The organism is Thiocapsa sp., assembly GCF_018399035.1.
GTDB lineage: Bacteria > Pseudomonadota > Gammaproteobacteria > Chromatiales > Chromatiaceae > Thiocapsa.
On record NZ_CP073760.1, the window covers coordinates 1,086,961 to 1,103,836 of the forward strand.

Consider the following 16,876-nt stretch of genomic DNA (forward strand, 5'->3'; position numbering starts at 1 on the left):
CTAACGGTAGAAGTGGAGGCCCATCAGACGGATGGATTCAGTGCGACCTCGCCGACAGCATTCGTTATCGCTTATCGCTCGCGCGCGGAATAAAACGACTTCTTGGAGACACCCGCTTGACGCGCCATCGACGCGATGAGGGTTGGAGAGAAAGGCGCCTTGGGACAGTCCACCGTGACCTTGTAGCGTCGGCCGTCTTCATCCTTGACCCACTGCTCGTGTGAGCCGCTCCCGCCCTTGCGGGGCTCGAAACCGAGTGTGCGCAGGATCCGCTTGACCTCGGTGCAGGTCAGCGGCGGGAAGTGTCCGCTCATTGAGCGAGCGACAGGGGGAGGCGTCCGTTGAACGGGCGGTGGGTGTCGTCGTGTCGGCGGATATGGCGCCAGAAGCCGAACCACCAGAAGCGCAGCCAGTACCGCAGCGGCGCGCGTCGACTCAGCAACGCGTCGGCGTAGGCTTGGTCTTCGCCGTCCCATGCCTCGCGGACATAGTCATCGATCATGGCATCCAGCTTGCGTTTGACCTCCTCGAAGGTCTCGCCTTGGGCGGCCAAGTCGAAGTCCAGACAGATGGCGACCCACAGGCGCGGCGCCTCACGCTCGGCGTAGCAGCGGACCTTCAGCTCGGTGGGACGGATGGTCGTCATTGGCGGGCTACGGGATGGTTCGAAACGGTCTGTTATTCATCGTTACCCCGAGGATGCCCGCTGTCAACAGGGGCTTCGGGGCTCGGGACTTCGGGGTCAGGTCTTTCCTTTTGACATTCCAGATCGTCCGGCGGAAATCCGGTCGATCCGAGGTTGTGGACATGGGCGTACGCTCCGAGCGAGTCGGGGGCATGGTACACCGATGGGGAATCGTTTTTGAGGAGCCGGTTGGGATTCAGAGCTGGCGTCGACGTCTTCTCGCTCCGCGCTCCGGAGACGATCGCGCTTCACGATCATGCCGCTTGGCGGTGGGCTGATGACGCGGAGACTTTATCGTGTGCGATCGGGTAAAATTCGCGACGATACGAACACGCTAAGGAGAGGCCCATGCGCAAGCCCACCGCCGATCGCGACGATTATGATTCCCCCTGGAAGGATCTGCTCGACCGTTGGCAGCGGCCTTTTCTGGAGTTCTTCTTCCCGACGATCGCGGCCGACATCGACTGGTCGCGTGGCTTCGAGTTTCTCGACAAGGAGCTGCAGAAGGTCACGCGCCGCGCCGTGGTCGGTCGGCGGTATGTCGACAAGCTGGTCAAGGTCTGGCGCCTCGGCGGCGAGGAGACCTGGGTGCTGATCCACACCGAGGTGCAGGGCGAGCCGGATCCGGGGTTTGCGCGGCGGCTCTACACCTATCACTCGCGCCTGATGGACCGTTACGATCGTCCGGTCGCGACCTTGGTGATCCTGGCCGATGAGCGGCGCGACTGGCGCCCGGAGCACTATCGTCATGCCCTCTGGGGCTGCGAGGCGGTGCTGGTGTTTCCGGTCGTGAAGTTGCTGGATTTTAAATCCCGCACGGCCGAGCTGGAGGCCAGTACCAATCCGTTCGCGCTGGTCGTCCTGGCGCAGTTGGCCGCCACCGCGACCAAACGCGACCCGACCGCGCGGCTGGATCGCAAGATCGGGCTGACCCGGCGGCTGTACCGTTTCGGTCTGAGCCGCGACGAGGTGCTGAGTCTGTATGCCTTCATCGACTGGGTGATGACGTTGCCCGCGCCGCTGGAGGACGACTACCATCGGGCTATTCAAGCCATCGAAGAGGCAGAGCAGATGCGATACGTCACCACGGCCGAGCGAATCGGCATGCGCAAGGGGATGGAACGCGGGATGGAACGCGGGATGGAGCGCGGGATGGAACGGGGTCTGGAGAGGGGTCTGGAGCGGGGTCTGGAATCCGAACGTGCATTGCTCCAGCGCCTGGCTCGCCGCCGCTTCGGAGATGCGGTCGCCGAGCGCGCCGCTGTGCTGTTGGCGCTGATTCGGGCGCCGGAGACTCTCGAGCAGCTCGGTGAAGCGCTGCTCGATGGTGACGACGGCGAGGTCTGGTTGACGGCGGTGCAGGCGCAGGTTGAACGCGCGGACGATCGCATCGATGCCGCGGGAGACCCCTCGCCGGCAGGATGAAGGCGCGGTCGCCCGAGCGGGGTCAGGGTAGGATGTTCAATCCCCCGGGGAAACCTCGGGGTCAGGTCTTGACTCGTGCCTTTTCTCATCAGGGGGCGGGCGGATCGGGAAAGTCAGTGCCGCATTCTGCCGTTGGCCGTCGGGACGGTGGAAGAGGACGACTGCAAAGTCGTCTGTCCTAGGGAGATTTCAACCCCGGCGCCGAGCCGACGGAGCGGTTGCTGCGGGCGATCGAGCGTAAGCGCCCGAGATGCGCTCAAAAGGCGCATTGCCTCGACCGATATCGAGGCTATTTTATCGAAGATGCAGACTCGCCTCCCTTCGACGCTTCAGCCTTTGCCGTTGCGTGCCCCATGGCCGTCCAACTTCCCGGATGCCGACATTCATGCGGCAGAGTCTCGGGTCAAGAAACATGATCTGTATGCCGTGGCGAAGGGTGGAGGCGTGGCGGCATCGGTTGGCCTGATCTTGGAACTGATGGACGAGGCAGCCGTCGAGCGTCTGCGCCGGTACGCAGCGCGCTCGCCGGTGATTGTTCCGGTTCACGGTATCGAAGGTGTGAGCGCGAATACAATCCCGGCGGTGCTGGCTGTGTGTTTGAGCGACCGACTTGATTTCGAACTGTCCACGGACATCGTTCAAACTTCCAAAGCAGCCCACACGGGGTCGAGTGGGTGGTGGTGGCTTAGATCTTCGGCGCTCTTCGGCGGCGAAGTCACGGCAGGCCGTTGTTATATCCTCGTCGATGACTTCATCGGCATGGGCGGCACCTTCGCCAACCTGCGGGGCTATATCGAGGCCTGCGGAGGCGCAGTGGTTCATGTGCAAGCCCTTACGGGAAAGCCGCATTCAGCTAAACTAGCGTTGCAGGCATCGACGCTACAAGCACTGAGGAGCAAGCACGGTGACATCGAAACATGGTGGGTCGCACAATTCGGATATGGATTCGGAGAGCTTACCGAATCAGAAGCTCTTTACCTTCTCCGCATCGAACATGCTGACACCATCCGAAGAAGACTTGCTGAGGCAGCACCTCAAAGAGACGGTTGACCTGGCTCGCCAGATTCTCGACGAACGCAAGCAGCGCGCGGCATGACAAGGTCTTAGGGTCTAGTCAAAAAATCGGGGTCTTGACTTATGCCTTTTCCGAGCTATTTTTGGGGTCATGGCCAGACCCCTGCGACTTGAGTTTGCCGGTGCACTCTATCACGTCACTTCGCGCGGTAACGGACGGGAGGACATTGTCCCGCCGAAAAAGGGGACCAATTTGTTCTCCAGGGGGGGCCGGGCCGTTTTCTCCGGCCATCGTGTCTTCGAACGTTTCCCGAACGTGATTCCTGACGGTTGACGAAGCTCGCCTGCCGCCCTGCTCGACCCCGCTACACCCCCTCGCTCCAGAATGCTCTCGCTTGACGATACTAATGCGTAACGTTAGCCTAACGGCATGATCAAGAGCTTTGCCGACAAGGAAACTGCTGCGCTATTTGCCGGCAAGCGGGTGAAGCGCTGGGGACCCGATTTAATGCGACAAGCGCAGCGCAAGCTTGCAATGTTGAACCGCGCGGGATCGCTCGACGATCTGCGCATGCCGCCGGGTAATCGACTCGAAACCCTGAGCGGCGATCGGGATGGCCAATGCAGCATCCGCATCAACGATCAGTGGCGTCTGTGCTTCGAGTGGCGAGAGGGGCAGGCATGGAACGTTTTGATCGTCGACTACCATTAGGAGAATCGCACGATGGCAATTGCCGTGGAAGACTTGGGTCAACTGGATTTTTCGGATGTCGCAGACGGCGACCTAGCGCCCGTCCCGCCGGGCGAGATCCTGGCGCGCGAGTTTCTGGAACCACTGAGCATTACCCCTTATCGCCTGGCGAAGGCCGTCGGGGTACCGCAACAACGTATCGGCGAAATCCTGGCCGGTCGACGGGCGATCAGCGCCGATACCGGGCTGCGTCTGTCGCGCGTCTTCGCCCTGAGCGATGGCTTCTGGGTAGGGCTGCAGGCCGACTACGATGCGGCGAAAGCGCGTCAAACGCTGGGCGCGACCTTGGAACGCATTACGCCTTTCATACAGCGCATCGAACCGCATCGGTGACGGCACGCCTACCAAAAAGGGTAGAGTAGAGAGCAGGTCGCCAATTACGGTAGCCGTGGCTTATCTGTTTCCGCGCCTTTCGTTTCGCGGTGCCTAAATAGCCAGGACATGGCTGTGACTCCCAGCCCTCCCTCATCAGTAGGGTCGGGAACTGGCGCGCCGACGTTAGGGTCCGGTGGGACCTCCAGCACTTTCGCGCTGGCCCTCAGTCCGGCTCCCATGATCACGTTTCCAGCCCCCGCCACGTCAAACCCGGCGTGCCGTTTTCCGGCACCGGGCTTTCCTGCCGACTTCACATCCAGGGTTATGAGACCTCTTGCACTGGGAGCGCTTTCGGCTTACGCAGCCCGATTCGGTACCCGTCGTAGAGCCCGAGCACCTCGTATAGCCACGTCCTACTCCACCTCTTCCAGCCAAAGCCCTGACGCTGACGCGCGCGCATTAAATGGCGCCGAATCTTCTTCTCCACCCAATCTTGGACATACCCGAAACAGCGACTGGAGTGCCCCACCCGAAAGTAGCCTACCCACCCCCTGAGGATCGGATTGATCAGGGCGATCACCCGATCGATCGGCTGGGAGCGGTAGCGGCGGAACACGTCCTTGAGGCGTTGCAGGATCGCGGTGCGCGCCTTCATCCGTGGCGTGTAACGCGCGCCCCAGACCCCACGCCGAGTCTTGGCCCGGCGGAAGTCAAAGCCCGGGAAGCTGAATGCCCCTCCCTGACTCAGGTCCAGTCGTCGTGTCTTGTCGTGATTGAGTTGCACATCGAGCTTGGCTAACTCCTCGACCAAGCGTCGCCAGGCCGCGTCCTCGAGCCAGTTCCACCGGCGATACCCATCGACCAAGATCACCAGGTCATCGGCATAACGGGCATACTCGATATAGGTATAGCGTCCGTTGCGGGTGACCTCCTTGGCCCGCTCCAGCATCCGGTCGACCTCGTTGAGGTAGAGGTTACTGAGCAGGGGTGAGATCACACCGCCTTGCGGAACGCCCCGCTTGCCACTGGCCTTGAGGATACGCTTGAGCAAGCCCAAGACCTGATCATCGCGGACCCGCTCCGCCACCTTCCCCAAGAGGAGATCGTGACGAACCGTGTCGAAGTACGACGCCAGGTCCACATCAATCACATAGGTCTTGTTGCTCACAATCGCCTCGGCCACGCGCTGCACGGCTTGATGCGCCGTGCGCTTGGGTCGGTATCCATAGCTTCCATCCTGGAAGTCAGCCTCGAAGATCGGCTCCAGAATCAGCTTGAGCGCCCCCTGGACCACGCGATCGCGAATGCAGGGAATCCCGGGACGCGCATGCGCCCGTCTCCCTTGGGAATCTCCCGGCGGCGATTCGGTTGCGGTCGGTAGGTTCCGGTGACCAGCTCATCCCGGATGCCTTGCAGAAACGCCTCAACGCCAGCCGCCTCGATGGCCGCGAACGTCACCCCGTCACTGCCGGGGGCACCGTTGTTCGCTTTCGCCATCGCATAGGCCGCGTGCAGGGTCTCCTCTTTGCACACGTGGACGTAGAGTCCCCAGAAGCGCCAGGCCGGTTCAGCCTTCGCCTTGATGTAGATCCTCTTCCTCAGGTCTTGCAGATCGATGGGCGTCGTTGTCATCTCGCCCCTGCCTCCCGTCTTGTTTAAGGATTGCCAACAGTAGGGCGCCTTCGCTCCACGGACATTACCCCGCTTCAGCGCTACTACGCGCCCATCCGCCACCCGCTCGCCTTCGGTCCACTTCCCGGTGTCGCCGGTTATAGGACCTACCTTGCTCCGGGGATTTCGCCCTGGGGCGAGACGGGCTTCTCCAGTTGCTTAGCGTGCCCTTGCCACCATGCCGTCGCTACTCACCCCGCCGAAGTGGTCGGATCGTCTCGGTCAGACTTCGACCCGCCATGCTGCCTTCGCCCCACGGTTGCAGGCTCGGCCTTCGGAGATACGCATTGTCGAGGCCATCATTGCGTTCACTGTTGTTACGGCCTGGTGACTCGCCACCTCCCCAAGGAAGGTGCTGTCGATCGGCTTCAGAGTCTTGGTCTCCCGCCACCCTGCGATCCAAGCTACGGGGCTCCTGACTGTTACCCCGGCAGGACTGTCTCCTGCTGAACACGCCAGCCTTCGCTGGACACACAACCGTGCATACAGTTCTCCCGTACACGGCTTTCCGATGTGCGTCACTGCCGAGCATGCGCTGCACTCCAGCAAGCTTGGCTCGACAATCAAGCGTCCGCCACAGCGTCCTGATCATTATTGGAGTGGCTAGCGACAAGGTCGCAATCTCCTGATCCTCCGCGCTTTGGATGCGTGCACAAAGTAGGGCTCCTTTCCTCGGGCCGGGTTATGTTGTCCCAGGCCCTCAAACGGTACTATGAGCCCCTCCGACTCCCGTGACGGCCCGCGTCGACTTCGGACTCGCCTTATACGGCACGGTTGACGGTTCTGCGCCGCCACCGTCACGGGTCTCCCGCACTGGGACTGATCAACTTCCACCACATGCCACCCCTGCTACCCCGGAAGAATCGATGGGACGCTCTCGTTGTCTCTTCCCACCGGCGGCGGCCTTCCCCTTCTGACCACAGGGTCGGCTTCTTCGATTAAGTGACGAGGCTACCTCTAGGTTCGCTTGCGCTGCGGCCTGCGGTTTTGCACCCACGAAACTCACGACCCTTGGTTACCCAAACGCCGCTCCGGGGCACTACAATGGTGTACGAGCAACTCCATCGGCGGGACTTAAACCCGCAAGTTAATCAGCCTGTTACGGCATACGGTCAGGTCTTGACTCGTGCCTTTTCTCATCAGGCGATCCAGATCAAGGCCACCGACGTGAGCAGCAGGACGCCATCAGTGCAGCACCTCATCAAGACTGTTGGCATCGAGTATCCGATCGGACCATTGCAGCAGCGTGTTCGGGTCGGCCCGGGTGACGCGTTCGCGCACCTGCTCACTGGGCGGTCCGAAGCGGCGTTCGATGAGGCGCAGGAGCATGGCTGCCCCGCCTTTCTGCACGCCCTGCTGCACGCCTTGCTGCAAGCCTTTCTGCAAGCCAAGCTGCTCGCCCTGCTGCAAGCCCTGCTGCACGCCTTGTTCAATGTAACGGTCGATGAAGGTTTGCATGATGGGGTCTCCGGTGTTGGTTGACTGTTGGAGCAGTTCCCGTACCTCGTGTTCCTCGATGCGCTGTGTGCCTTTGACATAGTAGCGCAACAGGGATTCCAGGATCGCCACGGCGGTGTCCTGATCCTGCACCTGCCCGATCAGCGCCAGCAGCGTGCGCAGGCGGTCGATGGGTTGATCGTCGAAGATCCAGCGCAGGGCGAGTTGCACCAGACGCGTGAGCACGTCGCCCTTGATCTCGGCGTTGGTGCGCGCGGAGAGGTCGACCAAGGCGTAGGTGAATTGCGGCACGAAGGCTGTCAATGCCTGCGGCAGCGGTGAGACCAGCTGCTGAAAGCCGCGGGGAACACGCCATTGACGCTCGCCATGGTAGATGACCAAGGGGTAGATCGGAGGCAGATGCTTGGCCTTGGGGTGTTGCTTGCGGTATTGGTCGCCTTCGGCGGTGATGTAGCGCAGCAGCTGCAGCAGCGTCCAGTGCTCGGGGCGGCTCTTGTGTTCGAACAGCAGATAGACGCGCAGAGGGCCGTCGCGATGTTGGACGCGATACACCAGGTCCGAATAGGCGGTGCGCAGATCGGACGCGACGTAGCTGTCTTTGCCGATATCGAGCGTGTCGAGATCGATCTCGGCGAGGAGCTCGGCCGGCAGGTGGCAGCGGAGGAAATCCAAAGCGATCTCGCGCCGGCTGAAGCTTTCGCGAAAGTAGGTATCGTGGGGGGAGGCGATCTCGTCCATGGCAGCGGTGATCTATTGGTGGTGACCCGGTCCTGCTCGTCCGGCACGTGTTTCCTGTGCGGGCTGCGTACTCCCGTCGGGTCCTTCGCCGTGTCATGGGCTTTCCCCATCGCAGACGACTATGCTCGATAAGACACCCCGTCGGCTTGCGGCGCTCTCCCGCCTGCCTGTGCGCTCCGTGTTCGACGCATCCACCCGAGCGCACGCCGTTGCAGGGCTCTTCACCCGTTCGTGTCCCAGCTCAGTCGATTTCATCGCTTCACCTCGTCACAGGAGCCTTCGGGGCTTCCCGAGTTCTCCGGCGCCTCTCTTTCTGCATGCCACGGCCTGTCGACTCCGGCGGACATCCACACACTCGCCCTTGCGCGTGCTTCATCTCGGCTTCCGGGTTCAGTACCCCGTCGCCATCCGCGGGTTTGCGATCTCGAAGCTGTACCAGCACTTCAGGGAGCGCGATCTCCCCTGCGGCCTACAGGATTCTCTGTGTACGCTTGCCCTGTCTCTTGTTCGCGACTTGCGCCGCTCCGCAACAGGACCAACACTCGATACGGGTGGGTGGCTAGCCCTTACCCGACCGGGACTTTCACCCGGCAAGAGACGCCGAGCTTTGCTCGGCGCTAACTGAAGTCGGCGTACCCGGCGCTAAACCCTCGCCGATCCCGCCATCGGCGGGCTTCATGCCATCATTTGCGCGGGCAAGCCACGCGCCTACGGCGAGGTGGCTTCTGTCGGTCTCGCCAGAGACGGTCTTTCTCGGAAATCACCGAAGTCGAGCACCGAACCCAGTCGTTGTCGTGATCGCGGTCGATAACGACAACGACGAGAACCGAGCAAAATCGCGGGCAAACCAGCGACCAAAGCCGTCGCGCTGTTCCGGTGTCAGAGAACCAACCGGCATTGATCACAGCACCTCAGCGCAGAACACGGCGGGCGTGACGATCCGCGTGCGTTCGATGTGCCCGCAGTGGTCGAACGGGCGCTTCGCAGAGCGCGCCTGTTAGCCTTGCGGAAAATACATATTATTCGCACAATGCAGATTCTTTGACGAACCCTAACGGCCTGATCCGGCCCCGGCGGCGATATGCGATTCGACCTCAAGGAGAGCGTCACGACGACAGAACTGGTGCGTAATCTCTCGGTCGTGATCGACCGGGTGCGGCTGACGGGCCGACGGCTGGCCATCACCAAGGGGAGTCAGACGGTCGCCGAGCTCAGTCCGCCGGCCAAGGCCGGCTACCCCATTTCCAGACTCGGCGAGTTGCTGGCCTCCCTGCCCAAGTTGGATGCCAACGACCGAGCCATGGCTGACGATCTGGCACTCATCCGCCGGGCGGGAGATCTTCCGGACACGCCATGGGACTCGTGATCGATACCAATGTTTTCATCGATGCGCAGAACGGGCGCTTCGCGCTGGAGCGCCTGGCGGATTTTGCGCGCTACGGCGAGGGCTACATCGCCGCCATCACCGTCTCGGATCTCTTGGCTGGGGTCCATTTGGCAGCCACTGCGGCCCAGCGTGTGCAACGCTCGGCCTTCGTCGAGGGACTGATCGGGAGCATGCCGGTGCTGGACTTTACGGAGGCGGTCGCTAGGGTCTACGCGGAACTGTATGCCCATTTCCTGCGACCGCGCGGCCAGATGAAGGGCCGCGTTCATGATCTGCAGATCGCCGCGACGGGCATTGCCCATGGGTTTGCGGTGCTGACCAGCAATCGGGATGACTTCGAGCAGGTCCCCGGCCTGCGGGTCGAGTGCCCGTTCGGATGATCCGACGCCCTTCCTCGCGCCCCCATCGACTCGACCGAACTTTCTTGGCCGGGCCAAAAGGGGTCGGAGCCCTTTTCGCGCGGGAAACCGTGGTCCGTCCCTGGTTTCCACGCCAGGTGCGAAACGGCGAGCTGGTCTTATTGGTCGTCAAGATCGGACCACGGGGAGATGTCTATCAATGAGCGTCCAAATTATCGAGCTAAACGGCGTCCCTGCCTTGGCCGTGTTGCCGATCGTTGAATGGGAAACATTGCTGGAGCGACTGGAAACGCTCCAAGACATCGCGGATGCCAAGGCGGCCGCGAGCGAGGAGACCTTCCCGGCGGCATTCGTCGATCGTTTGCTGGCGGGGGAGGCCCCGCTGAAGGTCTGGCGCGAATATCGCGGATTGACGCTCCAAGCCTTGGCCGAAACCTCCGGCACGACCCGGCAGATGCTGTCGATGGCGGAAAACGGCAAAGCGAATCCCTCCGCCGATCTGCTGGCGCGCCTTGCGCGCGCACTCGACTGCGATATGGACGATCTCCATGGCGAGACCGCGCAACGCTGCAACGACTCCGGCCGGGCGATACCCCAACCCGAGTGAAGGCGGCACTCTGAAACCAGGGGTCGCGGGAGGGACGGAGGTTACCCGCCGCCGCCCCCCCGCACAGATCCGTACGTGCGGAATTACCGCATACGGCTCTTGCCTCGGGTCATGACGCGAAAGCGAAACGTCTTGGGCCGCTTCGCTTACGCCTTCGAGACCCATCGACACGCGATCCCGGCTCTGTGTCTCGCTGCGCCGCCAAGGCTCGCGCCTCGGCGGCGGCTTGTGCTTGATCCAGGATGATCAATCGGGCGAGTCGGGCGTTGAAACCCCGCATGACAGGCCATCGCCGAGCCGTTACGCTGAGGTCTGGTCGCTCAATCGCTGCCGCGCCCATCACGCTCCAGCCTGCCGAGGTCCCCCATGCACCGCCGCAAACTGCCGATCGGGATTCAGACCTTCCGCGAGATCCGTGAGAACGACTATTACTATATCGACAAGACAGGTTTTGCCCGACAGTTGATCGACGAGGGGAAATACTATTTCCTCTCGCGTCCGCGTCGCTTCGGAAAATCGCTGCTGATCGACACGCTGGCCGAGCTGTTCGCCGGCAACGAGCCGCTGTTCCGGGACCTGGCGATCCATCCGCACTGGGACTGGTCCACACGCTATCCGGTGATCCGGATCAGCTTTGCGGAGGGTGTGCTGCAGAGTCGCGACGCACTGGACGCACGCATCGCGGATCTGATACGCATCAACCGCGAGGCATTGGCGGTCGCCGTCCATCCGGGACTCGACATTGCGGGAGCCTTCGGCGAGCTGATTCGCAAGACCCACGCCCACTACGGGCAACGTGTCGTGGTCTTGGTGGACGAATACGACAAGCCGATCCTCGATCATCTCAGCGACCGCGACACGGCTCGCGCCATGCGCGACGGGCTGCGTAACCTCTACTCGGTGATCAAGGGATCCGACGCTCATATCCGTTTCGCCTTCCTCACCGGGGTGAGCAAATTCAGCAAGGTGAGCATCTTTTCGGGGCTCAACAACCTGAACGACATCACAGTGGATACAACCTATTCCGCGATCTGCGGCTATACCGAGCAGGATGTGGATACTATCTTTGCGCCGGAGCTCGAAAACCTGGACCGCGATCGAATGCGCGACTGGTACAACGGCTACAACTGGACGGGGGCGGCCGTCTACAACCCCTTCGATCTGTTGTTGCTGTTTCAGAAACGCGAGTTTCGCTCCTGGTGGTTCGAGACCGGCACGCCGACCTTTCTGGTCGATCTGCTCACCACGCGCGGCTATTTCACGCCCGATTTGGCTGGCGTGCGTGCCTCGGAGGCACTGCTGTCGACCTTCGACGTGGACAGCATGTCGGCCGAGGCATTGCTTTGGCAGAGTGGTTATCTCACCTTGACCGGCTCGCGACGCATCGGCGCACGGCTCGAATACAGCCTGGGGTACCCGAACCTGGAGGTCGAATCGGCGTTGAACGACGCGCTACTCAAGGGACTGATGGGCGATCCCATGCAGGCCGAGCGCGCCGTCAGCCGGCTCTACGACGTGCTGGTCAGCGGCGATTTCGAGGCCCTGCGCGCCCACATCGAGGCGCTCTTTGCAGCCATCCCGCATCAGTGGCACGACGGCCACCCGATCGCTCGATACGAAGGCTTCTATGCCAGCGTCTTCTACAGCCACCTTGCCGCGCTGGGGCTGGACCTGACACCGGAGGATTCCGCCAATCAAGGTCGGATCGACCTGACCCTTAAATTCAACAGCCGGATCTGGCTGTTTGAATTCAAGGTCGTGGAGCTGGCGCCCGAGGGAAGCGCGCTCCAGCAGATCAAGGATCGCGGCTATGCAGACAAATACCGCGCCGCCGGCCAACCCATCCACCTGATCGGCATCGAATTCAGCCGCGAGCGGCGTGCCCTGGTGGGGTTCGAGGTCGAGACGGTTTAGCGGCGAACCGCAAGCCACCGGGGCAGACCACCAAACGTCATCCAAAGATCATGCACCAGCCTGCCGAGCTCCCCCATGCACCGCCGCAAGCACGACATGCTTGAGCTTCTTCGGCTTGCTCAGCACGATCAGGTGATCGCGCGCGCCGAGCCGCTCGCCGAGGCGGAAATCGGTGCTGCGTTTGCGCGCGCCGTGCTGCTCGAACAGCCCGTCCACGCCCCCGCGCACCAACTCGCAGAGCAGAAAATAGGTTGCGTAGAAGGCATCTCCGAGAAGGATCTCTCCGCTTTAGAGGCTGTCGAGCAGCTCGCGCAGCAGCGTCTGCTCGTCGCTGCCTTTGCCCGCGCAGGGGCCGAGCGCGGGATGCGTTCCAGGCAGGAGGCTCGCGGCATTCTCCAGCATAATGGGACCCACCCAAAGACCGCAGGCCACCGCATGTCCTTCACCTTCGCACCCATCGGCCACGTCCGCTCCCCCTACACCGACAAGTTCGGGATCCCGCGGCAACCCGGATTGGTGAGCGCCGCGGAGGCGCGTGTCGAGCTGCTGCCCGAGTTCGCCCGAGAAGAGGCATTCAAGGGACTCGAGGGTTTCTCGCATGTCTGGATCCTCTTCGTCTTTCACGAGGACTGTCTGACCGCCGGCTGGAGCCCGACGGTGCGACCGCCGCGTCTCGGCGGCCGCGAGAGCGTCGGCGTCTTCGCGAGCCGTGCGCCCTATCGGCCGAACCCCATCGGGATCTCCGCGGTCGAGCAGCTTGGACTCGTCAGAGATGCGCGCGGACTCGCGCTCGCGATTCGGGGCGTCGATCTACTGGATGGCACCCCGGTTCTGGACATCAAGCCCTATGTACCCTATGCGGACAGCATCCCCGGAGCCCGAAGCGGCTTCGCCACGGCGCCCGAGATCGACGCCGCCGATGTTACCTTCTCCGTGGAGGCATTACAGGGCATTGCCGAAGCCGATCCGACCGGGACGCTCCGACTGCGCGCGCTGATCGAGCAGGTCCTCGCCCAAGATCCGCGCCCGGGCTATATGGAGCGCTACCCCGGGCGGCGCGAGTTCGGCCTACGGCTTTACGATCTGAACATCTGCTGGAGGATCGACGGAAACACCATGCAGGTACTCACCGTCGAGCCGCATGCCGACATCCCCGCCGTAGGTCGGATTAGCGAAGCGTAATCCGACAGGCATCCTCGCAGCAGTCCGCATGCGTAGAAGTCCGATTACGGCGCGCATCGACATCGGCGCCCAAACCGAATCTCATGCCAGCGCGCCTAATCAGACCTACATTCGTTGGTTAGGCCCGTCGTTGGCGCAACGCCTCATAAAGACAAACACCCGCAGCGACGGAGACGTTGAGGCTCTCGACCGTCCCGCACATGGGTAGACGCACCAGACGGTCGCAGTGCTCGCGTGTGAGACGGCGCAGGCCGGTGCCTTCGCTGCCCATGACGAGACCGAGCGGTCCGGTGAGATCGGCGGCATAGAGCTCGGTGTCGGCGTCTCCGCTGGTTCCGGTGAGCCAGATTCCTCGCTCCTTGAGGTAGCCCATGGTCCGCGCCAGATTGGTGACCTGGACATAGGGCAGCGTCTCGGCGGCGCCGCTGGCGACCTTGCAGACGACCGGCGTGAGACCGACGGCGTTGTCCTTCGGGGCGATGACGGCATGTACGCCGGCACCTTCGGCGGTGCGTAGACAGGCGCCGAGATTGTGTGGATCCTGCACCTCGTCGAGCAGGAGCAGGAAGGGCGGGCCTTCGATGCGCTCGAGGAGCAGATCGAGATCCTGCTCGGAGCGGGCCGCAGGAACACGCACCCAGGCCAAGGCACCCTGGTGATTGGTACCCTCGGCGGCACGCTCGAGCTCGTCGCGCTCGACCTGGCGGACCTTCACGCCCGCCTGGTTCGCGAGATCGGCCAGCTCGGACAAGCGCCGGTCGCGACGACTGCGGTCGAGCCAAAGCTCACCGACCCCTTCGCTCCCGAACTTGATCGCCGCGCGCGCGCTGTGGATACCGCCGACCGGGTGCAGCCCCGCCGTGGGGTGCCGCACCTCGTCACGGATCACGACGGGGCGTCGCGATGGCTTCATGGTCAGGAGGTCGGCGCCGCGCCGGCCGGTTTGCGCTTGCGTCGGTTGCGCGAGCGCGGCTTCTTGGGGCCCTCGGCGGGTTGGTCGGCCTGGACCTGCGGCGGTGCCGGTGCCGGAGACTGCGCCGGAGCCGTGGCCTGATCCAACGCCTGAGCGGTCGGCTTGGCCTTCGGCTTTGGCTTTGGCTTCGACTTGCGCGGACCCGGTCCACCCTGTCCGCCCTTCCCGCCTTGTCCGGCCTTGCCACCCTTCCCGCTCGGCTCGGCGAGCACGAAGTCGATCTTACGATCGTCGAGATTCACGGCTGCAACCTGCACCCGCAGCGGATCGCCGAGACGGTAAACGGTCCCGGTACGCTCGCCGTGCAGACGATGGCCAATGGGGTCGAAGTGGTAGAAGTCGTTGTCGAGCGCGGTGATGTGCACCAGACCGTCGACATGGACCTCGTCGAGCTCGACGAAGATGCCGAACGAGTTGACGCTGGTGATGATGCCGTCGAACTTCTCGCCGAGCTTGCCCTGCATGAACTCGCACTTGAGCCAGTCGTCGGCATCGCGGGTCGCCTCGTCGGCGCGCCGCTCGGTGCCCGAGCAGTATTCGCCGATCTGCTGGAGTTCCATCTTGGAGTAGTCCAGATCGGCCGCTGTCCCGCCACGCAGGATGTGCTTGATGATGCGATGGACGACCAGATCAGGATAGCGACGGATCGGCGAGGTGAAATGGGTGTAGGCATCGTAGGCCAAACCGAAATGGCCGACATTGTCCGAGCTGTACATCGCCTGCTGCATGGAGCGCAGCAAGACCGTTTGGATTAAGCCACGATCCGGGCGCTCCTTGACCATCTCGAGCAGCGCGGCATAGTCCTTGGCAGTGGGTTTCTCGCCGCCCGGGAGCTTGAGCGCGAGCTGTCCCAAAAACTCGCGCAGGTCGCTCAGCTTCTCGGTGTTCGGCAGATCATGGATGCGGTAGAGCGCCGGGATTTTCTTGCGCTCGAAGAGACGCGCTGCGGCCACGTTCGCGGCCAGCATGCATTCCTCGATGATCTTGTGCGCCTCGTTGCGCACCAACGGCACCACGGCGGCGATGCGTCCCTGCTCGTTGAAGACGAACTTGGTTTCGACGGTGTCGAAGTCGATCGCCCCGCGCTCGGCGCGCGCCTGGTGCAGGGTCTGATAGAGGGCGTAGAGCTCGTGCAGCTGCGGCAACAGGTCCGCGTGCTTCTCGCACAGATCGGCATCGCCGTCGATGATCATGGCGGCGACCTGATCGTAGGTCAGCCGCGCATGCGAGCGCATGACGCCTTCGAAGAAGCGGGTCCGGGTGACCTTGCCCTCGGCGTTGATGTAGAGCTCGGCGGTCATGCAGAGCCGATCGACATGCGGGTTGAGCGAGCAGAGCCCGTTGGAGAGCACCTCCGGCAGCATCGGGACGACCCGATCCGGGAAGTACACCGAGTTGCCGCGCGAATAGCCCTCGGTGTCCAACGCCGTGCCCGGCACGACATAGCTCGAGACATCGGCGATGCTGACCAGCAGCTTCCAGCCCTTGGGCTTACGCTCGCAATAAACGGCGTCGTCGAAGTCGCGCGCATCGGCCCCGTCGATCGTGACCAGGGCGAGCTTGCGCAGATCGGTCCGGCCCTCCTTCGCCGCGTCCGGGACCTCGCTGCCGAGCCCGGCGATCTCGGCCTCGACCGCCTCCGGCCACTCGATCGGCAGATCGTGGGCGCGGATCGCGATGTCCGTCTCCATCCCGGGCGCCATGTGGTCGCCCAAGACCTCCAGGATCCGGCCGATCGGCTGAGTGCGCTGGGTCGGCTGATCCGTGATCTCGGCGACGACGATCTGACCCTGCTCCGCCCCCGAGATCCGGTCGCTCGGGATGATGATGTCGTGGGTCAGGCGCTTGTTGTCCGGCGCGACGAAGCCGACGCCGCTCTCTTTATAGAGCCGCCCGACCACGGTGCGGGTCTTGCGCTCCAGGATTTCGACGACCGCACCCTCGAGCCGACCCCGTCGATCGCGCCCTGCGACACGCACGACGACACGATCGCCGTGAAACAGCGCGCGCATCTCTTTCGGGTAGAGGTAGAGGTCGTCGCCACCCTCGTCCGGGCGCACGAAACCGAAGCCATCCGCATGTCCGATGACACGACCGGCGATCAGATCGCGTCGGTTGACCAGACAGAAGGCCTGGTTGCGATTGCGGACCAGCTGACCGTCGCGCACCATGGCGCCAAGTCGGCGCTCCAGGGCGATCAGATCCTGCTCGTCGGTGAGGTTGAGCTCGCGGGCGACCTCGTCGACACCGGCCGGTGCGCCGAGGGTGGTGAGTGTTTCGAGGATGAATTCGCGACTGGGGATGGGGTTGGCGTACTTTTTCGCCTCGCGCTGGCGATGGGGGTCCGCTTCTTTGGCGGCTGTCGGAGTTCGGCGTCTTGTCACTTGGGCTCGTTCT

Annotated in this window: 16 protein-coding genes and 1 pseudogene; 9 read left to right on the forward strand and 8 right to left on the reverse strand. The window is 63.0% G+C overall.

The window, feature by feature from the left end:
- Nucleotides 1–71: 71 nt before the first annotated feature.
- Both KFB96_RS04910 and KFB96_RS04915 read right to left on the reverse strand, forming a co-directional pair.
- Entirely contained in the window at nt 72–314 is a 243-nt protein-coding gene (locus tag KFB96_RS04910; protein ID WP_213459470.1) for a type II toxin-antitoxin system HicA family toxin, read from the reverse strand.
- Nucleotides 311–646, reverse strand: coding sequence for a DUF1902 domain-containing protein (locus KFB96_RS04915; protein ID WP_213459472.1), 336 nt, complete (start codon nt 644–646; stop codon nt 311–313). The genes KFB96_RS04910 and KFB96_RS04915 overlap by 4 nt, the downstream gene beginning before the upstream one ends.
- Before the next feature lie 387 nt (nt 647–1,033).
- Here KFB96_RS04915 and KFB96_RS04920 point away from each other — a divergent pair, with 387 nt between their 5' ends.
- From KFB96_RS04920 to KFB96_RS04935, 4 genes are all read left to right on the forward strand, one after another.
- Entirely contained in the window at nt 1,034–2,110 is a 1,077-nt protein-coding gene (locus KFB96_RS04920) for a cytosolic protein (protein WP_213501777.1), read from the forward strand.
- 303 nt (nt 2,111–2,413) lie between these two features.
- On the forward strand, nt 2,414–3,160 hold the full coding sequence (locus KFB96_RS04925) for a phosphoribosyltransferase (protein WP_213459478.1): 747 nt from the start codon (nt 2,414–2,416) through the stop codon (nt 3,158–3,160).
- Between the two features lie 394 nt (nt 3,161–3,554).
- Entirely contained in the window at nt 3,555–3,836 is a 282-nt protein-coding gene (locus KFB96_RS04930) for a type II toxin-antitoxin system RelE/ParE family toxin (RefSeq protein ID WP_213459480.1), read from the forward strand.
- Between the two features lie 12 nt (nt 3,837–3,848).
- Nucleotides 3,849–4,208 (forward strand): HigA family addiction module antitoxin, encoded by a 360-nt coding sequence (locus tag KFB96_RS04935; RefSeq protein WP_213459482.1) that lies wholly within the window; start codon nt 3,849–3,851, stop codon nt 4,206–4,208.
- A gap of 304 nt (nt 4,209–4,512) precedes the next feature.
- Here KFB96_RS04935 and KFB96_RS04940 read toward each other — a convergent pair whose 3' ends face one another.
- The 3 genes from KFB96_RS04940 to KFB96_RS04950 all read right to left on the reverse strand — a co-directional run bounded on the left by KFB96_RS04940 (nt 4,513) and on the right by KFB96_RS04950 (nt 8,057).
- On the reverse strand, nt 4,513–5,484 hold the full coding sequence (locus KFB96_RS04940; RefSeq protein ID WP_213501780.1) for a reverse transcriptase domain-containing protein: 972 nt from the start codon (nt 5,482–5,484) through the stop codon (nt 4,513–4,515).
- On the reverse strand, nt 5,460–5,822 hold the full coding sequence (locus tag KFB96_RS04945; protein ID WP_213501782.1) for a hypothetical protein: 363 nt from the start codon (nt 5,820–5,822) through the stop codon (nt 5,460–5,462). Before KFB96_RS04945 ends, KFB96_RS04940 begins: the two co-directional genes overlap by 25 nt.
- A 1,224-nt stretch (nt 5,823–7,046) precedes the next feature.
- Nucleotides 7,047–8,057, reverse strand: coding sequence for an Rpn family recombination-promoting nuclease/putative transposase (locus tag KFB96_RS04950; RefSeq protein WP_213459486.1), 1,011 nt, complete (start codon nt 8,055–8,057; stop codon nt 7,047–7,049).
- 1,081 nt (nt 8,058–9,138) lie between these two features.
- Between KFB96_RS04950 and KFB96_RS04955 the strand changes: the two genes are divergently transcribed.
- From KFB96_RS04955 to KFB96_RS04970, 4 genes are all read left to right on the forward strand, one after another.
- Nucleotides 9,139–9,423, forward strand: coding sequence for a hypothetical protein (locus KFB96_RS04955; RefSeq protein WP_213459488.1), 285 nt, complete (start codon nt 9,139–9,141; stop codon nt 9,421–9,423).
- A complete protein-coding gene (locus KFB96_RS04960) occupies nt 9,411–9,824 on the forward strand; it encodes a type II toxin-antitoxin system VapC family toxin (protein WP_213459490.1) in 414 nt (137 codons plus the stop codon). Before KFB96_RS04955 ends, KFB96_RS04960 begins: the two co-directional genes overlap by 13 nt.
- Nucleotides 9,825–10,002: 178 nt before the next feature.
- Complete coding sequence (locus tag KFB96_RS04965) at nt 10,003–10,410, forward strand: helix-turn-helix transcriptional regulator (RefSeq protein WP_213459492.1); 408 nt, start codon at nt 10,003–10,005, stop codon at nt 10,408–10,410.
- 366 nt (nt 10,411–10,776) lie between these two features.
- Complete coding sequence (locus KFB96_RS04970; RefSeq protein WP_213459494.1) at nt 10,777–12,324, forward strand: ATP-binding protein; 1,548 nt, start codon at nt 10,777–10,779, stop codon at nt 12,322–12,324.
- Nucleotides 12,325–12,435: 111 nt separating this feature from the next.
- Here the strand turns inward: KFB96_RS04970 and KFB96_RS04975 are convergent.
- Nucleotides 12,436–12,684, reverse strand: a pseudogene (locus KFB96_RS04975) (IS4 family transposase); the annotation flags it as partial.
- A 75-nt stretch (nt 12,685–12,759) separates the two neighbouring features.
- On the opposite strand from KFB96_RS04975, the gene tsaA reads away from it, so the two are divergent.
- Nucleotides 12,760–13,506: a tRNA (N6-threonylcarbamoyladenosine(37)-N6)-methyltransferase TrmO gene (gene tsaA / locus KFB96_RS04980; protein WP_213459496.1), complete on the forward strand. Its 747-nt coding sequence runs from the start codon at nt 12,760–12,762 to the stop codon at nt 13,504–13,506.
- A 118-nt stretch (nt 13,507–13,624) separates the two neighbouring features.
- Here tsaA and rlmB read toward each other — a convergent pair whose 3' ends face one another.
- Both rlmB and rnr read right to left on the reverse strand, forming a co-directional pair.
- Nucleotides 13,625–14,419 (reverse strand): 23S rRNA (guanosine(2251)-2'-O)-methyltransferase RlmB, encoded by a 795-nt coding sequence (rlmB, locus tag KFB96_RS04985; RefSeq protein WP_300971315.1) that lies wholly within the window; start codon nt 14,417–14,419, stop codon nt 13,625–13,627.
- A 2-nt stretch (nt 14,420–14,421) separates the two neighbouring features.
- On the reverse strand, nt 14,422–16,863 hold the full coding sequence (gene rnr, locus KFB96_RS04990) for a ribonuclease R (protein ID WP_213459498.1): 2,442 nt from the start codon (nt 16,861–16,863) through the stop codon (nt 14,422–14,424).
- Nucleotides 16,864–16,876 lie beyond the last annotated feature (13 nt).